At 30.2% G+C, this 17198-nt stretch carries 18 protein-coding genes; 12 read left to right on the forward strand and 6 right to left on the reverse strand.

Annotated features, from left to right (window positions below; all coding sequences use genetic code 11):
* Positions 1–38 precede the first annotated feature (38 nt).
* The gene (locus Q1A15_RS15310) at positions 39–2492 is read left to right on the forward strand and encodes an alpha-ketoacid dehydrogenase subunit alpha/beta (RefSeq protein WP_299625850.1); all 2454 of its coding nucleotides are present in this window, start codon (positions 39–41) and stop codon (positions 2490–2492) included.
* Between the two features lie 76 nt (positions 2493–2568).
* Here Q1A15_RS15310 and Q1A15_RS15315 read toward each other — a convergent pair whose 3' ends face one another.
* The 3 genes from Q1A15_RS15315 to Q1A15_RS15325 form a co-directional block, all read right to left on the reverse strand.
* The gene (locus Q1A15_RS15315; RefSeq protein ID WP_299625853.1) at positions 2569–3336 is read right to left on the reverse strand and encodes an SH3 domain-containing protein; all 768 of its coding nucleotides are present in this window, start codon (positions 3334–3336) and stop codon (positions 2569–2571) included.
* Between the two features lie 103 nt (positions 3337–3439).
* Positions 3440–5437 carry a polyphosphate kinase 1 gene (gene ppk1, locus Q1A15_RS15320; RefSeq protein WP_299625856.1) on the reverse strand — a complete coding sequence of 666 codons (1998 nt, stop codon included), beginning with the start codon at positions 5435–5437 and terminating at the stop codon, positions 3440–3442.
* A 109-nt stretch (positions 5438–5546) separates the two neighbouring features.
* Positions 5547–6821 carry a DUF2851 family protein gene (locus tag Q1A15_RS15325; protein ID WP_299625860.1) on the reverse strand — a complete coding sequence of 425 codons (1275 nt, stop codon included), beginning with the start codon at positions 6819–6821 and terminating at the stop codon, positions 5547–5549.
* 38 nt (positions 6822–6859) lie between these two features.
* Between Q1A15_RS15325 and Q1A15_RS15330 the strand changes: the two genes are divergently transcribed.
* The 10 genes from Q1A15_RS15330 to Q1A15_RS15375 all read left to right on the forward strand — a co-directional run bounded on the left by Q1A15_RS15330 (position 6860) and on the right by Q1A15_RS15375 (position 13267).
* On the forward strand, positions 6860–7687 hold the full coding sequence (locus Q1A15_RS15330) for a redoxin domain-containing protein (RefSeq protein WP_299625863.1): 828 nt from the start codon (positions 6860–6862) through the stop codon (positions 7685–7687).
* 98 nt (positions 7688–7785) lie between these two features.
* Positions 7786–8421, forward strand: coding sequence for an NAD(P)H-dependent oxidoreductase (locus Q1A15_RS15335; protein WP_299625866.1), 636 nt, complete (start codon positions 7786–7788; stop codon positions 8419–8421).
* A 100-nt stretch (positions 8422–8521) separates the two neighbouring features.
* Positions 8522–9964 carry a sodium:solute symporter gene (locus Q1A15_RS15340; protein ID WP_299625869.1) on the forward strand — a complete coding sequence of 481 codons (1443 nt, stop codon included), beginning with the start codon at positions 8522–8524 and terminating at the stop codon, positions 9962–9964.
* Entirely contained in the window at positions 9957–10139 is a 183-nt protein-coding gene (locus Q1A15_RS15345; RefSeq protein ID WP_299625872.1) for a hypothetical protein, read from the forward strand. Before Q1A15_RS15340 ends, Q1A15_RS15345 begins: the two co-directional genes overlap by 8 nt.
* Positions 10117–10617 (forward strand): cupin domain-containing protein, encoded by a 501-nt coding sequence (locus Q1A15_RS15350; protein ID WP_299625875.1) that lies wholly within the window; start codon positions 10117–10119, stop codon positions 10615–10617. Before Q1A15_RS15345 ends, Q1A15_RS15350 begins: the two co-directional genes overlap by 23 nt.
* Positions 10618–10619: 2 nt before the next feature.
* Entirely contained in the window at positions 10620–11114 is a 495-nt protein-coding gene (locus Q1A15_RS15355) for a hypothetical protein (protein WP_299625878.1), read from the forward strand.
* A gap of 82 nt (positions 11115–11196) precedes the next feature.
* Positions 11197–11637: a hypothetical protein gene (locus tag Q1A15_RS15360; protein ID WP_299625881.1), complete on the forward strand. Its 441-nt coding sequence runs from the start codon at positions 11197–11199 to the stop codon at positions 11635–11637.
* Between the two features lie 100 nt (positions 11638–11737).
* Positions 11738–12304 (forward strand): Crp/Fnr family transcriptional regulator, encoded by a 567-nt coding sequence (locus Q1A15_RS15365; RefSeq protein WP_299625884.1) that lies wholly within the window; start codon positions 11738–11740, stop codon positions 12302–12304.
* 74 nt (positions 12305–12378) lie between these two features.
* Positions 12379–12747 carry a hypothetical protein gene (locus Q1A15_RS15370; protein WP_299625887.1) on the forward strand — a complete coding sequence of 123 codons (369 nt, stop codon included), beginning with the start codon at positions 12379–12381 and terminating at the stop codon, positions 12745–12747.
* Positions 12748–12811: 64 nt separating this feature from the next.
* Entirely contained in the window at positions 12812–13267 is a 456-nt protein-coding gene (locus tag Q1A15_RS15375) for a hypothetical protein (protein ID WP_299625890.1), read from the forward strand.
* 37 nt (positions 13268–13304) lie between these two features.
* On the opposite strand, the gene Q1A15_RS15380 is transcribed toward Q1A15_RS15375, so the two are convergent.
* The 3 genes from Q1A15_RS15380 to Q1A15_RS15390 all read right to left on the reverse strand — a co-directional run bounded on the left by Q1A15_RS15380 (position 13305) and on the right by Q1A15_RS15390 (position 14583).
* A complete protein-coding gene (locus tag Q1A15_RS15380; RefSeq protein WP_299625892.1) occupies positions 13305–13562 on the reverse strand; it encodes a hypothetical protein in 258 nt (85 codons plus the stop codon).
* A 2-nt stretch (positions 13563–13564) separates the two neighbouring features.
* Positions 13565–13873, reverse strand: coding sequence for a thioredoxin family protein (locus Q1A15_RS15385; RefSeq protein WP_299625895.1), 309 nt, complete (start codon positions 13871–13873; stop codon positions 13565–13567).
* Between the two features lie 68 nt (positions 13874–13941).
* Positions 13942–14583, reverse strand: a complete 642-nt coding sequence (locus tag Q1A15_RS15390; protein ID WP_299625898.1) for a peroxiredoxin — start codon at positions 14581–14583, stop codon at positions 13942–13944.
* A 292-nt stretch (positions 14584–14875) separates the two neighbouring features.
* On the opposite strand from Q1A15_RS15390, the gene katG reads away from it, so the two are divergent.
* Positions 14876–17077, forward strand: a complete 2202-nt coding sequence (gene katG / locus Q1A15_RS15395; protein WP_299625901.1) for a catalase/peroxidase HPI — start codon at positions 14876–14878, stop codon at positions 17075–17077.
* The last annotated feature ends 121 nt before the right edge of the window (positions 17078–17198 follow it).

Raw genomic sequence — 17198 nt, forward strand, 5'->3', positions numbered from 1 at the left:
ATCTTTGCAGCAATAGCCAAAATTAAAACTTTTTATATATGACTGTAAAAGTAGCTGTACCAAACTCACAACAGATATCATTCGAAGATTTTAAAAAAGAAGTATTAAATGATTATCGAATCGCTAAACTGAGTCGAGAATGCAGTTTACTCGGTCGACGAGAAGTCTTAACTGGTAAAGCGAAATTCGGGATTTTTGGTGACGGAAAAGAAGTACCACAGTTAGCAATGGCTAAAGCCTTTAAAAATGGTGACTTTAGATCTGGATATTACAGAGATCAAACTTTTATGATGGCCATTGGAGAGCTTACTGCTCAACAATTCTTCGCAGGTTTGTATGCACATACAGACATTAAACAAGAACCAATGTCTGCAGGTCGTCAAATGGGTGGACACTTCGCAACACATTCTATTGATGAAAATGGAAAGTGGAAAAACTTAACACAACAAAAGAACTCTTCTTCTGATATTTCTCCTACTGCTGGACAAATGCCTAGATTATTAGGTTTAGCTCAAGCTTCTAAAATTTATAGAAATGTAGAAGGATTAGAAGGTTTTACAAACTTTTCTAATAAAGGAAATGAAGTTGCTTGGGGAACAATTGGTAACGCAAGTACAAGTGAAGGATTATTCTTTGAAACTATAAATGCTGCTGGTGTTTTACAAGTACCAATGGTAATGAGTGTTTGGGATGATGAATATGGTATTTCTGTTCATGCTAAACATCAAACTACAAAAGAAAGTATTTCTGAAATCTTAAAAGGATTTCAAAAAGATGAAAACACTAACGGTTACGAAATCTTCGTTGTTAACGGATGGGATTATGTAAAGTTAGTTGATACATATAATAAAGCTGCTGAAATTGCCAGAGAAAAGCACGTTCCGGTTTTAATTCACGTAAAAGAATTAACACAACCACAAGGACACTCAACTTCTGGATCTCATGAAAGATATAAATCTAAAGATCGTTTAAAGTGGGAACAAGAATTCGATTGTATTTCTAAATTAAGAGAATGGATTCTTGACTTCGAACTTACTGATGAGTCTGGTAATACTTTACGTTTTGTTGAAAGTGAAGAAGATCTTACTGCTTTAGATAAAGAAATTAAAAGAGAAGTTAGTACTGCAAAACGTAATGCGTGGAATAACTTTGTTAATGAAATTAAAAATGAATTAGGTTTAGCTACAAGAATTTTAGAGCGTGTAGCTGCGAAAAGTAACAATGGTTCATTCATTACAAAATATAAAAATGATTTAGAAGCATTAGTAGAACCTATTCGTAAAGATATTTTAGTAGCTTGTAGAAAGAGTTTACAATTACTTGTAAATGAAAACTTCGCTGAAAAAATAGAGTTACAAAACTTTATTAAAGAACGTATCGGTGATGCTGCTAATAAGTACTCTACACATTTATATAGTGAAACTGAAAAAGCGACTAAAAACGTAAAAGAAGTTTTACCAACTTATGATGCCGAAAAGAAAATGGTTGATGCACGTATTATTATGCGTGATAACTTTGATGCTATTTTCAGCAAACATCCTGAAACTTTAGTATTTGGAGAAGATTCTGGATATATCGGAGATGTTAACCAAGGATTAGAAGGATTACAAGAGAAGTTTGGTGAATTACGTGTAGCTGATACAGGAATTAGAGAAGCAACAATTTTAGGTCAAGGTATTGGAATGGCAATGCGTGGTTTAAGACCAATTGCTGAAATTCAGTATTTAGATTACTTATTATATGCGTTACAAATCATGAGTGATGATTTAGCAACGCTACGTTATAGAACTTTCGGAAAGCAAAAAGCTCCATTAATTATAAGAACTCGTGGTCACCGTTTAGAAGGAATTTGGCATGCTGGTTCTCCAATGGGTGGAATTATAAATAATGTAAGAGGTATTCATGTTTTAGTTCCTAGAAACATGACTAAAGCTGCTGGTTTTTATAACACTGCTTTAGAAGGAGACGATCCTACTTTAATTATTGAATGTTTAAATGGATATCGTCTTAAGGAAGCTTTACCTACCAACTTAGGAGAATTTAAAACTCCAATTGGTGTTGTAGAAACAATTAAAGAAGGTACTGATTTAACTGTAATTTCTTATGGTTCAACTTTACGTTTAGTTGAAGAAGCTGCTAGAGATTTAGCACAAGTTGGAATTGATATCGAAATTATTGACGCACAAAGTTTATTACCTTTTGATATTAATCATGATACTGTAAAATCTGTTGCAAAAACGAATAGATTATTAGTGGTTGATGAAGATGTACCTGGAGGAGCTTCTGCTTATTTACTTCAAGAAATTGTAGAAAACCAAAATGGTTATGTACATTTAGATAGTAAACCACAAACGTTAACGGCTAAAGCACACAGACCAGCATATGGAACTGACGGAGATTATTTCTCTAAGCCATCTGTTGAAGATATTTTTGAAAAAGTATATGAGATTATGCACGAAGCAAATCCAGCAAAATACAAGAGTTTGTACTAAACTCATCATATAAAAGCAAGAACAAAAAAAACCGATGATTAAATCATCGGTTTTTTAATTTATAATAAAGTCTTTTTTACTCTTCTACTTTAACATCCTGAACATCTACAGGAACATTTTTAGACTCGTAATCTTTAATTTTCTCTTGAATTAAACCAATAAAAGAAGATTCAGCAAAATCAGAATTCCCTACAACTTCTTGTAAAGCTTTAATTCTATCAGTCATTGTTGGTTTAGTTAAAGCGATTCCAGCAAATTTAGCTGTAGCAATATCTACTTGCTTATCAGAAATATTGTTAGATTTTACCCAAACCTCTTCAATATATTTTCCTGTAGCTCTTTTACCTTTTACTTGAACCCAATCATCTTGATTTCCAATTACAGCAATAATATCCATTGGACTGAATTCATTTTCAGTTTTAGTTAATAAATCAGGACGCTTGTATACGCTTGTCTTTTGAGTTATCACTCCTACTTTACCGTTTACTGCTAAAAACGGAGCTCTAGACCAACCTTCTTTACCGTCGATTAATTTCACTTTAAAATAATCTTTCTTAGTAACAGAATCGATGTGCTTTTCTCCTGTAAAATATACTTTTTCACCTAAGCTCATAGAAGTAATCCATTTACCTTTAGCTGTTGGTGTTTCTCTTACAGAAAGCTTGTCTAGTAAACAAATTGCATCACCAGATTCATCATTTTCTTTTGAAGATGTATTTTCTGTTTTCTTAGTTTCAGAATTGTCGCTAACTTCTGTAGCTGAGTTGTTTGAAGTATTAACTTCACCTTTACAACTTACTACCATTAAAGAAATAGAAACAACCGCAATAAATATTTTTTTCATTTTATTTGATTTTAATTACAAATATATAATTATAACTAACATTATCTTTTTTTAGTTATTGTAAAATAGTTTTCAATTTATTTTCGCTAGTTTTTAAGCTATTTTAGTAATCTTTTAAGTAAGCATAAATTTTATGTTGAGCACTTTGCTTATAATCTTCAATATTTTCAACATAAGTATTACTTTGAGCTTCGTCTAACATTCTTGCTTTTACTTTATCGTTCAATTGTAAATTGATTATTTTCTTTATTTTCTGTTGAAGATCAATATCGGTAATTGGTGTTACAACTTCAATTCTATGATCTAAATTTCTCGTCATATAATCTGCTGAACCTATAAAGACTTTTTCTTTTCCTTTATTAGAAAAAATAAAAACTCGTGCGTGTTCTAAAAAACGATCTACAATACTTACAACTTCAATATTTTCGCTTTGTAGTTTTACTCCAGGTACTAAACAACATATTCCTCTACAAATAATTTTTATCTCTACTCCTTTATTACTGGCTTTATATAATTGATTAATTAGTTTCTCATCTTGAAGACTATTCAATTTCAAAATGATACTAGCTTCTGTTCCTGCTTCAATATTATCAATCTCGTTTTGAATTAGCTCTGTAAATCCGCTTCTAGTTGTAAATGGAGATACCAATAACTTTTTAGTTTTTGGTGTGATTAAACTTCTATCAAGTACAGCAAACACATTTGCTATGTCTTTAGTTATTTTATTTTTTGCCGTTAGCAAACCAAAATCAGTATAGATTTTTGCTGTTTTTTCATTAAAATTTCCAGTTCCTATGTAAGCAAAACTTTGTTCCTTATCGTTCTTATTTCTTTTCACATAAAGAATCTTAGAATGTACTTTTATTCCTGGATAACTATAAAAAACTTTTACTCCTTTTTCTTCTAAAATCTTCCCCCATTTAATATTATTTTCTTCATCAAACCTAGCTTTGGTCTCTATAAAAATGGTAACATCAATATTATTTTCTACAGCTTTAATTAAAGCTTTGGCAACTTTAGAGTCACTAGACATTCTATATAATGTCATTTTAATTTCGGTTACAAATTTATCTTCAGAAGCTTCATTTATAAATCGTAAAAAACTATCGAACGATTCATACGGATAAGAAAAAAGTCTATCTTTTTCTACAATAGCATCGAACATACTTTTGTAATTATCCAATTCTTGGATTGGTAAAGGTGGTAATTCAGTAAAACTTAAATCTGTAGATGTCGGGTTGGGAAAAGAAAAGAAATCTTTAAAATTATGATACTTCCCTCCTTTTATAATATCAGTATCGTTTACATCTAATGCTACTTCTAATTGTTTTAAATATTCTTTTGGAATTTTTTCATCAACTAATATTCTAGTTACTTGTCCTGTATCTCTTTTTGGCAATGACTCTTTAATTTTCTCTAATAAATTTCCCGAATATTCATTATCGATATACAATTCTGCATCTCTAGATACTTTTACAGCATAAAAATTTACATCAAATTCTTTTAAGAGATTCAAGCGAAAAATATCATCAACAAATAGTATCGAATGTTCTTCATCTTCTGTCTTAGGCAATACAACAAACCTATCAATTTTATCAATTTTCATCCAAAAACTCTTTCCTTCTTTGACAGCATACAAGTAAAGCTTTTCGTTTTCTATGAAAGGTTCGTGACTAACTTCTATTTGTTTATTCTCTATTAGTTTTTCGTAAAAACTAATACAAAATTCTTCTTGAGCTACTGTCAATTTATTTTCATCAACCAGATGTATTTTATGACTTTTAAGCTCTGGTATAATTTGATTTCTAAAAATATCTCCAAAACTAACTTGCTGCTTATCTACTTCTTTCTTTATTAATTTTAAAAGCTTATTTGGTTTTGATATTAATTTTTTTCGAAGTGGTTTATCTAACTCTTTAATTTGACGAATATCTGAAACTCTAACTTTAAAAAACTCATCTAAATTCGAAGAAAAAATAGCTAAGAATTTAATTCTCTCGTAAAGCGGATTTCTTTCATCTGCTGCTTCTTGTAATACTCTATGATTAAATCGTAACCAAGATAAATCTCTATTATAATATTGTTTATTAATTAAGCTCAAGGATTGGTAGTTTAATTCGTTGTAAATACTTATTTATGAAATGAATATCCTGTAAATGTATTATATAAATCTACAACCTTTTTTAATTTATTGTAAACTTATTATTACCTTAATTTTTAAGTAGATAATTACCAATATTACAAGACAAGCATTTTTTATACTCACAATAATTTGTTTTTAATTGAAGCAATGCTTGAGTTTCAAATGCGTTTTCTGATGAAATTTTTAGACTTTCAAATTCTGATATTATTGAATTCTTTTCTGGTTGCAAAGCTTGCATTAAACTCATTATCCCATCTTCATTTGAAATTCCTTTATACTTTTGATACACAAACTTTAAAGGCACAATAGTATTTATAATGAGTAAATCGATAAATGATTTTGTTAATCGTTTTTTACTTGTGTTAGAACTTTTCTGAAATGTGTAATGTGTTTCCCAAAACGAAGCTATATTTATTTTAAAAAGAGTATAAAAATCTTCGGGTGATTCTGAAGTTATAATTTTTGCAAACAAACTTTTATGAGTCACATATAACGAAGCTAGTTGAGCTAATCGTATCGTTGGAAAATTACTAGGACGCATTCTAAAAAATTGAAATGCATTTGGTGCTAATAGTTTCAGTTTAAACTTGTGTTTTAAATACTGATATTCTTTTTTCAAATCTTCTTGATATTGGCATGCTGATATTTCTTCATCTAAAAAACCAGCTTGTCCGAATAGTAATGCATACATTTTAAATTCATCTCTTCCTATCTTTCTTACAATGGAAAAATCTAAAGAGATTGCTAGCTTTAAAAATGCATCACCATTTACTTTCAATCCGAAATTCTTCGCTAATAATTGAAATAAAACAGCTTCAAAATCATAATTCACTTCTTCTAACAACTTTAGTATAAACTCCGATTTTTGTTCTAAGCGTTCTAAATACAAACGTTCCAACCAGTTTTTAAATGTAAAATCATCTACAATACTGATTTGTTTTTCACAAGGAATCCAGTGAGAAATCCCGTTAAAGGTTGTATTGTATTTTTCAATAAAACTAGAAGGTATATAATCTTTCAATTCTAGTGTTGGTAATACTTTATTTCCTCTCGTAAAAACCTCCACGTCGTGCTCATAAACGACATGTAAAATTACCGCATCATAATTTTTATTATTTTCATGATGATGTTGATACCAATCTGAAGATTTTACATGAATTTCAATATGACCAAACCAAATAATATCTTCTATTGCTACTTTAGCGTTAGAAAAATCTGGTCCTGAATTTTCATTTAAAAAACCTGCATTAAAAATTTGAATTGATTCTCCTGAAGTTAGTTTTAGCTCAGATAAACGCAATAGCTTATGCTGCCATATATAATGGAGTATTTTTTCTTTCATAGCCTGTAATTTCTTTTTCTTTTTTCGACAATAAATGTATGAAAAATCTTGCGAAATCTTTTTTTATTAGTGTTTTACCCGTTTTAGCTCTTGTTTATTTTGTTAAAGCTATACTTAACTTTAGTGTTGATTTTAGCTTTTTAGGGATTATACTAATTAGCATACCTATTATTTTATTTTTTAGTTTGCTATTTATAAAACCTGTAGCTAGAACAAGTAAAAATCTAATTGTTTATACGCTTCCTATTATTTTAGGAACCGCAATTTCCTTTTTCTCTTTAGACATAAACATTATTAGTAGCGCTTTAATTTTAGCTTTAGGATGGTTTTTATATATCACTTGGTATTCTAAGTTAGAAAATAGAGAAAACAGTATAATTCAAGTAGGAAAAAAATTACCGCTACTAACTTTTGAAAATGATAAAAAAGAACAGATAGAAATTAGCAACATAAAAAGTGATTTTAAAATCTTACTTTTTTACAGAGGAAATTGGTGTCCGTTATGTATGGCGCAAATAAAAGAGATTGCTGACGCTTATAAAGAACTAGCTCAAAAAAATGCAGAAGTCTTTTTAATTAGTTCTCAACCTCATGAATTTACCAGCAGCTTAGCTAAAAAACATAAGGTTCCTTTTCATTTTTTAGTCGATGTAAATAACAAAAATGCAAAGATTCTAGATTTAGTTCATGAAAACGGATTACCAATGGGATTCCAATTGTTAGGATACGATTCTGATGTTGTTCTTCCTACAGTAATTATAACAGATAAAGATAACTCTGTAATTTTTGCAGACCTTACAGACAACTATCGTGTTCGTCCTGAGCCTGCTACATTCCTAGAAATCATCAATAAACATTCATCATAGAATTCATTGAAATTACTATAGTTTTTTTCAATCCTATTTTTTAAGTACAGAGAAACTATAGTTTAATTTTGCAGTGACATTAGATTTAAAAGAAAGCAATGAATACAACTATAGATAGTTTAAAATGGCGTTATGCCGTTAAGAAATTTGACGAAAATAAATACTTATCAGAAGAACAAATACAAACAGTAAAAGAAGCTTTTAATTTAACTGCAACTTCTTACGGATTACAACCTGTGAGTTTAGTCGTAATTAAAAACAAAGAAATTCAACAGCAATTAGTTGAGCATTCTTGGAATCAACAACAAGTTGTTCAAGCTTCTCACGTACTAGTTATTTGTATTCCAAAAGAACAAACTGCTAAAGATGTTGAACAATATTTTAAGTTGGTAAAAGAAATTAGAAATACTCCAGACGAGATTTTAAATCCGTTTAAAGATTTCTTAATGGATTCTTTTTCTAAAAAGACACAAGAAGAATTATACACTTGGAATAAAAACCAAGCCTACATTGCTTTAGGAAACTTATTAACCGTTTGTGCTGTAGAAAACATCGATTCTTGTCCGATGGAAGGCTTTGTTCCTGAGAAATACGACGAAATTTTAAACTTAGAAGAAAAAAATTTACAATCAGTACTAGTTTTACCGTTAGGTTTTAGAGCTGAAGACGACTATATGAAAGATTTAAAGAAAGTTCGAAAAAATATAGATCAAGTAATCTTTGATATAACGTAAGAATTTAATTGGGGACTATTTTGTTTAAAAGTGCGGGTAATTTTATTATTATCTGCACTTTTTATTTATTCCTATCTTAGTACCAAATAAATTCAGTTTAATGCAACCAATACATATTACACTTTTAATCGTTTCTTATTTTAGTGTACTTATTTTAATTGCCTATTTAACAGGTAAATCAGCAAACAATCAAACGTTTTTTAAAGCAAACAATTCTTCTCCTTGGTATTTAGTTGCCTTTGGAATGATTGGTGCTTCGCTTTCTGGAGTTACTTTTATTTCTGTTCCTGGTTGGGTAGAAAATCAGCAAATGGGTTATATGCAAATGGTGTTGGGTTATATTTTAGGATATGCCATTATTGGTCTTATACTACTACCGTTGTATTACAAACTTAACCTTACTTCTATTTATACTTACTTAGAAGAACGTTTTGGTGAACGTAGTTATAAAACCGGAGCCTCTTTTTTCTTGATTTCAAGAACTATTGGTGCAGCTTTTAGGTTATTCTTAGTAGCAAATGTTTTACAACTGATTTTATTTGATGCTTACGGAATTCCTTTCTGGGTGACTGTAACCATTACTATTTTGCTTATTTGGCTGTATACTTTTAAAGGCGGGATAAAAACAATCGTATGGACAGATACGCTTCAAACTTTATTTATGTTGATTGCGGTTGGTGTTTGTATTCTAGCCATTAAAGATGCGTTACAAATCGAAAGTTTATTCAGTTATGTTTCTGAAAGTAAACTCTCAAAAATTTTCTTCTTTGAAGATGTAAATGCTGGAAATTATTTCTGGAAACAATTTTTATCTGGTGCTTTTATCGCTGTAGTTATGACTGGTCTTGATCAAGATATGATGCAGAAAAATCTTACTTGTAGAAGTTTAAAAGATGCTCAAAAGAACATGTTCTGGTTTACATTAGTTCTAGTAATTGTTAACTTCTTCTTTTTAGCTTTAGGAATTTTATTAACTGATTTTGCTGTTCAAAATGGTATCGATGCACACAAAGATCAATTATTTCCTACTATAGCCATGAGTGGTGAACTTGGTATTGTGGCTTCTTTATTTTTCTTATTAGGTTTAATCGCCGCTGCCTATTCTAGTGCAGATAGTGCTTTAACTTCTTTAACCACTTCTTTTAGTATTGATATTTTAGAAATCGATAAAAAAGAAAACGAAGAAGAAAAAGAAAAAATTAGAAAGAAGATTCACGTGGCTTTTTCTTTTGTTTTAGTGATTACTATTTTGATATTTAAATATTTTATTGCTGATGAAAGTGTAATTGCAAAAATATTTCAGTTTGCTGGTTATACTTACGGTCCGCTTTTAGGATTATATGCATTCGGATTATTTACCAAACTTAAAGTAAAAGATAAATTAGTTCCTTTTGTTTGTGTTATAGCTCCTGTAGCTACTTTTTTAATTAGTAATTACAGTAAAAACAGTTTAGGTTTCGATTTCAGTTTTGCTATTTTAATTCTAAACGGATTCTTAACTTTTCTAGGATTATTATTCATTAAAACTAAAGAGAATGTCTAAAAAAGGAAAAGCTAAAAACACAGTAAATAAAGCTAAACATAGTCGATTAATGAAGCAAAAAGAAAACAAGCTTCGACTAGAAAAGCAAAGAACTAAAGAACGTTTAAAAGCAATTATAAAAAAAGCAAACGAAGTTAAAGCAGAAGAAAACAATGACAGCACAAGAGATAGTTAATAAATTTGATCTTACACAACATCCTGAAGGTGGATATTTTAAAGAAACTTATAGAAGTGACGGAATTATAAAAAATGAGAATTTATCAGAGAGTTTTATTGGTGATAGAAATCACAGTACTGGTATTTATTTCTTATTAACTTCAGATAGTTTTTCGGCATTTCATAAAATAAATCAAGATGAAATGTGGCATTTCTATTTAGGAACAACCTTAAAATTACATATGATTTCTCCTGAAGGTGAATATTCTTTTGTACTTATCGGAAATGACATACTTAACAATGAAGTTCCGCAATTTGTAGTTCCTGCTCAATATTGGTTTGCTGCCGAAGTTGTAAATGAAAACAGTTTTTCATTTACAGGGTGTACTGTTGCTCCTGGTTTTGACTTTAATGATTTTGTATTACCTGAACGAAAGGTATTAATCGAATTATTTCCACAACACGAAGAAATTATTACACGACTTACACATCATTAGAAATGAAAAAAGCGTTCTTAGTTTTAATTTTAATCTCTTGTACTTTTATCGATTGTTCTAACAAGAAAAAAGAACATAAAACGCAACAAAAGTCTCTTAAAATTACAATTGAACGTGGAGCTTTTCATTACGATAAATTTATTCTAAAAGACAGTATTATTTTTTTCTATCCAGAGGAATTAAATAATAATAGTATTGAAGAAAACAACAGTAAATCTCAATATTATCAAAAATCAGAACAAAAAGTTTCTCAGCAACAATTAGAACAGTTAATTCACAAAATAGAAGACAGTAATATCTGGGAATTGAATAATCAATACGGTTGTGATCAATCTTGCACTAGTAGTTTAAAAATTACGATTCAACTAGACAAAAAGCAAAAAATCATTTCATGCGATGATTATAAATGCGGTTGTCCAGAAATACTTCAGTATTTAGAAAATGAATTGATAAAACTCCATCAGAAAGAGTTGAAACGAATTCATTTATCTGGTTAAAGATTTACTAGTTATTCGTGTAGTTGGTATATTTTTTGATTATAGAAAAATTTTAAATCTAATTTTTTAAAACCTTTTTACTATGATTAAGAAACTAACTATTACAGCTATTTTTTGTCTTGCTTTTAATTTTATTAATGCTCAAAAAGTAAAATTATCTAACGGCAAAGTTTATCTCGACGATAAAGTTATTTTAAAGTATGAAAAAAGAACTTTCAACTCAGAATTAAAATTATTCACATTAGATTCTAATGAAGAAATTGGTGACTTTGTTGAATATTCAAGTCGTCGATATATTAATGGCGGATTCAAGAAATTATATTTCACTAAAGAGAATTTTAAAATTGAATCTACTAGACTTAAAGCTAGAGGTTGGAAACATACAATTACTGTACTTATAGAAGAAAAAGTAATTAATACTGAAGGTAAAATAGTGAAAGAAAATCTAGAACGATTCGCTAATAAATATGCTGAAAATTTAAGCGAAATGATTGATCGCCCTATAGAAAGAAACTGCAATTAACAAGATTTAAATTCACCATAAAACACTTATAATTTTCATAAAGCTTTATATTTATAATAGATATATTTCAGAATAATATTCCTGATAAAACACGTATGAAATGGAGCTACTAAAAAATTGTATTAATAATCATATTAGCGTAACTAACGAAACTCTAAATACTATTACCAATGAGTTTGAATCTGTTACACTAAAAAAAGGAACATACTTTTTAAAATCTGGTGTTATATGTCAGAAAATGGCTTTTATTGAATCTGGTTATATTAGAATGTTTAGCATTGCCGATGGAAAAGAAATTACACTTTGGATTGGCAGTGCTGGAAGATTCATCACTTCTGTTGCTAGCTTTGTTTTTCAAACTAGTAATTTTTGGAATATTCAAGCAATAACAGATTGTACACTACAAGTTATATCACGAGAAAAGCATTTTACTTTATGTAAGAAAGAAATGAAATGGTTAGAGTTCGACAACCTTTTACTAGCACATTCTTTTGCTTTATTAGAAAAAAATATGTTTTCTCAATTACACACTACAGCTCAAGAACGCTACAATTTATTAATGAAAGAAGAACCAAATTTATTTAAAGATGTACCGTTGCAATATATAGCTTCTATGATTGGAGTTACTCCAGAATCTTTAAGTCGACTTCGAAAAAATGTGAGTTAATTAGATTTCTTACCATTTATCAAGAGAGAAATGAAATAAATGAGCAAATTTTGTGTAAATCAAAATTTTACACAATGAATCGTCTTCAAAAATCTCTTTTAACAAATGCAGTTTTTTCTGGTACATCTGGAATTATTCTAATCTTATGCTATACAACTATAGCTGCTTTATTTCAGATTGAAAACAACACTCCTTTTTGGAGTATCGGAATCGCTTTACTTTATTTTATGAGTACAATTATTTATGAAATAAAAAAGCAGAGAAAAATCGCTGTGCTATGGATTATTCTTCAGGATTTTCTATGGGTGATAGGTAGTTCTATACTTTTAATTTTTAATCCGTTTCAAATTTCAAATGCAGGACTTACTATTATTGGAGTTATAGCCTTAATTGTTCTTTTCATGGGAATAAATCAATTAATTGCACTAAAAAAAATTTGCTAATTTTTTTATAAAACGCAACCTTTTGAATTTTTAAATATCTATAGAGTATAAACTTTATATGAATATGAAAAAACAAATTAGAACTATCGTATCGATTACTTTTTTAACTCTTTTTATTGGTCTTACAAGTTGCTCAAAAGATGAAGACAACAACATTCAACCAAATGAAATAGAAGGAAACTGGAAGGTTGCATATTATCTCCAAGACGGAAATAAAATTACAAAAGCTGAAAAACCTACGTGGCCCGATTTTAATAATGGAGAAATTACTCTTAATTTAAGTGAAGAGAATGACCAAGGTGAAAGATTTGCTTCTGGACGCACTGTTAGCAACCTATTCAATGGTGAGTATGAATTAAATGAAAATAGAAGTATATCATTTTCAGTAATTACAACTTTAATTAACGAACCAGAATGGACTAAATTATTCAGACTACATAAAGTAAATCGCTATAACATTGTAGATGGAAATCTAGTTTTATATTACGACGATGTATTAATAGTACTAGAAAGAAATTAACAGCAAACAAAAAATCCTAAGCTAAGGCTTAGGATTTTTATTTGTCTATTGAACCAAGAACTCTTTGCATAAAGTTATTTAAAGCTTCTTTTTTTGGAGTTCCTTCTTTTATCATCTTATCAACTTCAATTGCTCCGTACATATTAGAGATTAACTCTCCAATAACATCTAATTCTTCATCTTTTAATGATGGAACTTCAGTTAAAGCTTCTAAAGTTTCAATTGTTTCAATAACATAATCCTGATCATTTTCTTCGATAAACGAAGTCAAATGTTTAATTACTGGTAACTTCATAATTATACTACTTCTTCTACTAATTCTTTCAACACCTCAAACTTATTTGTTTGAACTTGATTTACGAATTTACCGTCAACAAAAGTTGCAAATGTAGGTAAGTTATCAACTGTAGCTAATTGTCTACTTTCAGGAAATTTCTCAGCATCAGCAATTACAAAAGAAACATTTTCATTCTCATTTGCTAATTTTTTGAACTTTGGTTTCATAATTCTACAGTTACCACACCAAGTTGCAGAGTATTGTACTACTACAGTTTTATTTTCTGAAACTATATTCGTTAAATTATCGCTATTTAATTCTTGTATCATTTTTGTATTCTTTAAAAAAAGAGAGTTCAGGAAACCTGAAACTCTCCTTTGATATATTATTATAAATATTAGTTTACAGCTAAGTATTCAGCAGTAGCTTTAGCATTTGGTTGCATAGCTGCTTTTCCTTCTTCCCAGTTAGCTGGACAAACCTCACCTTTTTCTTGTACGTGAGTATAAGCATCGATTAAACGTAAATATTCATTTACATTTCTACCGATTGGCATGTGGTTTACACCTTCGTGTACAACAGTTCCTTCTTCATCGATAATGTATGTAGCTCTGTAAGTTACGTTATCTCCTTCTACTTGTACAGTTCCTGTAGCCTCGTCATATACTTCGTTAGTAATATCTAAAATTCCTAATATAGAAGATAAGTTACGGTTGCTATCTGCTAATAATGGGTAAGTAACACCTTCAATTCCTCCGTTATCTTTAGATTGGTTTAACCAAGCGAAGTGTACTTCAGGAGTATCACAAGAAGCTCCAATTACGATAGTATTTCTTTTCTCAAACTCTGGTAAAGCAGCTTGGAAAGCGTGTAATTCAGTAGGACATACAAAAGTAAAGTCTTTTGGGTACCAAAATAATACTACTTTCTTCTTGTTGTTTACTGCTTCTTCTAAAACGTTTAATTTGAACGTGTCTCCCATTTCGTTCATTGCATCTACGTTTAAGTTTGGGAACTTTTTTCCAACTAATGTTGCCATTCTATTATTTTTAAAATTGAATTATTATTTACATTGTTTTTCAAAAACAGGTGCAAAATTACATTCTTATTAGCCCGAAACAAATCAAATTCTAAATGAAAATCTTATTCAATCATAAGAAAATTCAATACTAACCAAATCGCTTTTATCGTATATTTATAAAACACTATAAAACAAACAAATAAACAACTTAATAGCTAAAATTTATTTTAATATAAAATTTATAGATAAAAATAATACTTGCTTTTGTTGTAGTTTTGAACTCGAACTAACTTAAAAAAGTCTTATAATAATGAACGATAGTAACAAACACTCTGGAGACATCTCAAAATGCCCATTTCATAGCGCTCAAAAAAAGCCTGCTGGTGGAGGAACAACCAATAGAGATTGGTGGCCAAATGAATTAAAATTAAACATATTACGTCAAAATGCTACTAAGTCTAATCCTATGGGTGAAGATTTTGATTATGGTGAAGCATTTAATAGCGTAGATTATGCTGCATTAAAACAGGATGTTATTGATTTAATGACAGATTCTCAAGATTGGTGGCCTGCTGATTATGGACATTATGGAGGATTTATGATTCGTATGGCGTGGCATAGTGCTGGTACATATCGTGTTGGTGACGGAAGAGGTGGTGCCGGAACTGGTACACATCGTTTTGCGCCATTAAATAGCTGGCCAGACAATGGAAATTTAGATAAAGCTCGTTTATTACTTTGGCCTGTAAAAAAGAAGTACGGAAATAAAATTTCTTGGGCAGATTTAATGATTTTAGCAGGAAATTGTGCTTTAGAATCTATGGGATTTAAAACTTTTGGATTTGCAGGAGGAAGAGAAGATGTTTGGGAACCAGAACAAGATATTTACTGGGGAAGCGAAAACCAATGGTTAGGTAACGACGAACGTTACGATACTAGCGATGGTGAATTAGAAGGACACTTAGGAGCAGTACATATGGGACTAATTTATGTAAACCCAGAAGGACCAAACGGAGAACCAGATCCTTTAAAATCTGCTCACGATATTAAAATCACTTTTGGTCGTATGGCAATGAATGATGAAGAAACGGTTGCTTTAGTTGCTGGTGGTCATACTTTTGGAAAAGCGCACGGTGCAGCAGACCCTGATAAATACGTTGGTGCAGAACCACACGGAGCTTCAATCGATCAAATGAGTACAGGTTGGAAAAATTCTTATGGAACTGGAGTATTGGATGATACAATTACAAGTGGTTTAGAAGGTGCTTGGACTCCAAACCCAATTCAATGGGATCATGATTATTTTGATGTTTTATTAAATTACGAATGGGAATTAACGAAGAGTCCGGCTGGAGCTCATCAATGGACACCAACAGCTGCTTCTAATGCTAGAATGGCACCAAAAGCTGGAAATCCAAATGAGAAACAAGCTTTAATGATGTCTACTGCAGATATGGCTTTAAAAATGGATCCTGTATATAGAGAAATCTCGGAACGTTTTCATAAAGATCATGCTGCTTTTGAAGATGCATTTGCTCGTGCTTGGTTTAAATTAACACACCGTGATATGGGACCAATAGATCGTTATTTAGGTCCAGAAGTTCCTTCAGAAGAATTAATTTGGCAAGATCCAATTCCTAAAGTTGATTATACATTAACTGGAGAAGATATCGCTTCTCTTAAGAAAATGATTTTAGCTTCAAGATTATCAATTTCTGAATTAGTAAAAACAGCTTGGGCTTCTGCTTCAACATATAGAGGTTCAGATAAGCGTGGTGGAGCTAACGGAGCAAGAATTCGTTTAGAGCCTCAAAGAAATTGGGAAGTAAATAATCCAGAAGAATTAAATAAAGTGTTATCAGTTTTAGAAGGAATTCAAAAAGAATTTAATGGAACAATTTCAATTGCCGATTTAATTGTTTTAGCTGGTAATACAGGTGTGGAAGAAGCTGCTAAAAATGCAGGACACGAAGTTAGTGTTCCTTTTTCTCAAGGAAGAGGTGACGCTACTCAAGAACAAACAGATTTAGAATCTTTCAGTCATTTAGAACCTCTAGCAGATGGATTTAGAAATTATATCAATCGGAAACTAAAGAATGTTGCAGATGAAGATTTACTTGTAGATCGTGCCAATTTATTAACGCTTTCTATTCCTGAAATGACAGTTTTAGTTGGAGGTTTACGTGTATTAGGAGCTAATTACAATAACTCTAAACATGGAGTATTTACTGATACTGTAGGAAGTTTAACTAACGATTTCTTTACAAACATTTTAGATTTTGCGCTAACTTGGAAAGCTACCTCATCTGATGATAAAGAATTTGCTGGTAGTGATCGTAGAACTGGTGCTACTAAATTCACTGGAACTAGAGCTGATTTAATTTTTGGTTCAAATACAGAATTAAGAGCAGTTTGTGAAGTTTACGGTGCTAATGATGGTCAAGAAAAATTCGTTAACGATTTTGTAAAAGCTTGGGCAAAAGTAATGGACTTAGACAGATTTGATTTATAATCATTTTCAATATTTATTACCCAAAAAAGACCAGAATTAGTTCTGGTCTTTTTTTATGTCTAATTTTTTTAACACTCGATATTATTTAGAATAGTTTGAAATTACTTTATATTTGCAACTT

The organism is uncultured Tenacibaculum sp., from assembly GCF_947495995.1.
Taxonomy (GTDB): Bacteria; Bacteroidota; Bacteroidia; order Flavobacteriales; family Flavobacteriaceae; genus Polaribacter.

Coding starts and splice junctions, on each gene's coding strand:
- Q1A15_RS15315 (WP_299625853.1), bottom strand. CDS start 3,336: ATGAAAAAAATATTTATTGCGGTTGTTTCTATTTCTTTAATGGTAGTA.
- Q1A15_RS15340 (WP_299625869.1), top strand. CDS start 8,522: ATGCAACCAATACATATTACACTTTTAATCGTTTCTTATTTTAGTGTA.
- Q1A15_RS15360 (WP_299625881.1), top strand. CDS start 11,197: ATGATTAAGAAACTAACTATTACAGCTATTTTTTGTCTTGCTTTTAAT.
- Q1A15_RS15335 (WP_299625866.1), top strand. CDS start 7,786: ATGAATACAACTATAGATAGTTTAAAATGGCGTTATGCCGTTAAGAAA.
- Q1A15_RS15390 (WP_299625898.1), bottom strand. CDS start 14,583: ATGGCAACATTAGTTGGAAAAAAGTTCCCAAACTTAAACGTAGATGCA.
- Q1A15_RS15325 (WP_299625860.1), bottom strand. CDS start 6,821: ATGAAAGAAAAAATACTCCATTATATATGGCAGCATAAGCTATTGCGT.
- Q1A15_RS15375 (WP_299625890.1), top strand. CDS start 12,812: ATGAAAAAACAAATTAGAACTATCGTATCGATTACTTTTTTAACTCTT.
- Q1A15_RS15310 (WP_299625850.1), top strand. CDS start 39: ATGACTGTAAAAGTAGCTGTACCAAACTCACAACAGATATCATTCGAA.
- Q1A15_RS15365 (WP_299625884.1), top strand. CDS start 11,738: ATGGAGCTACTAAAAAATTGTATTAATAATCATATTAGCGTAACTAAC.
- Q1A15_RS15380 (WP_299625892.1), bottom strand. CDS start 13,562: ATGAAGTTACCAGTAATTAAACATTTGACTTCGTTTATCGAAGAAAAT.
- Q1A15_RS15355 (WP_299625878.1), top strand. CDS start 10,620: ATGAAAAAAGCGTTCTTAGTTTTAATTTTAATCTCTTGTACTTTTATC.
- Q1A15_RS15345 (WP_299625872.1), top strand. CDS start 9,957: ATGTCTAAAAAAGGAAAAGCTAAAAACACAGTAAATAAAGCTAAACAT.
- Q1A15_RS15330 (WP_299625863.1), top strand. CDS start 6,860: ATGAAAAATCTTGCGAAATCTTTTTTTATTAGTGTTTTACCCGTTTTA.
- Q1A15_RS15385 (WP_299625895.1), bottom strand. CDS start 13,873: ATGATACAAGAATTAAATAGCGATAATTTAACGAATATAGTTTCAGAA.
- Q1A15_RS15350 (WP_299625875.1), top strand. CDS start 10,117: ATGACAGCACAAGAGATAGTTAATAAATTTGATCTTACACAACATCCT.
- Q1A15_RS15370 (WP_299625887.1), top strand. CDS start 12,379: ATGAATCGTCTTCAAAAATCTCTTTTAACAAATGCAGTTTTTTCTGGT.
- katG (WP_299625901.1), top strand. CDS start 14,876: ATGAACGATAGTAACAAACACTCTGGAGACATCTCAAAATGCCCATTT.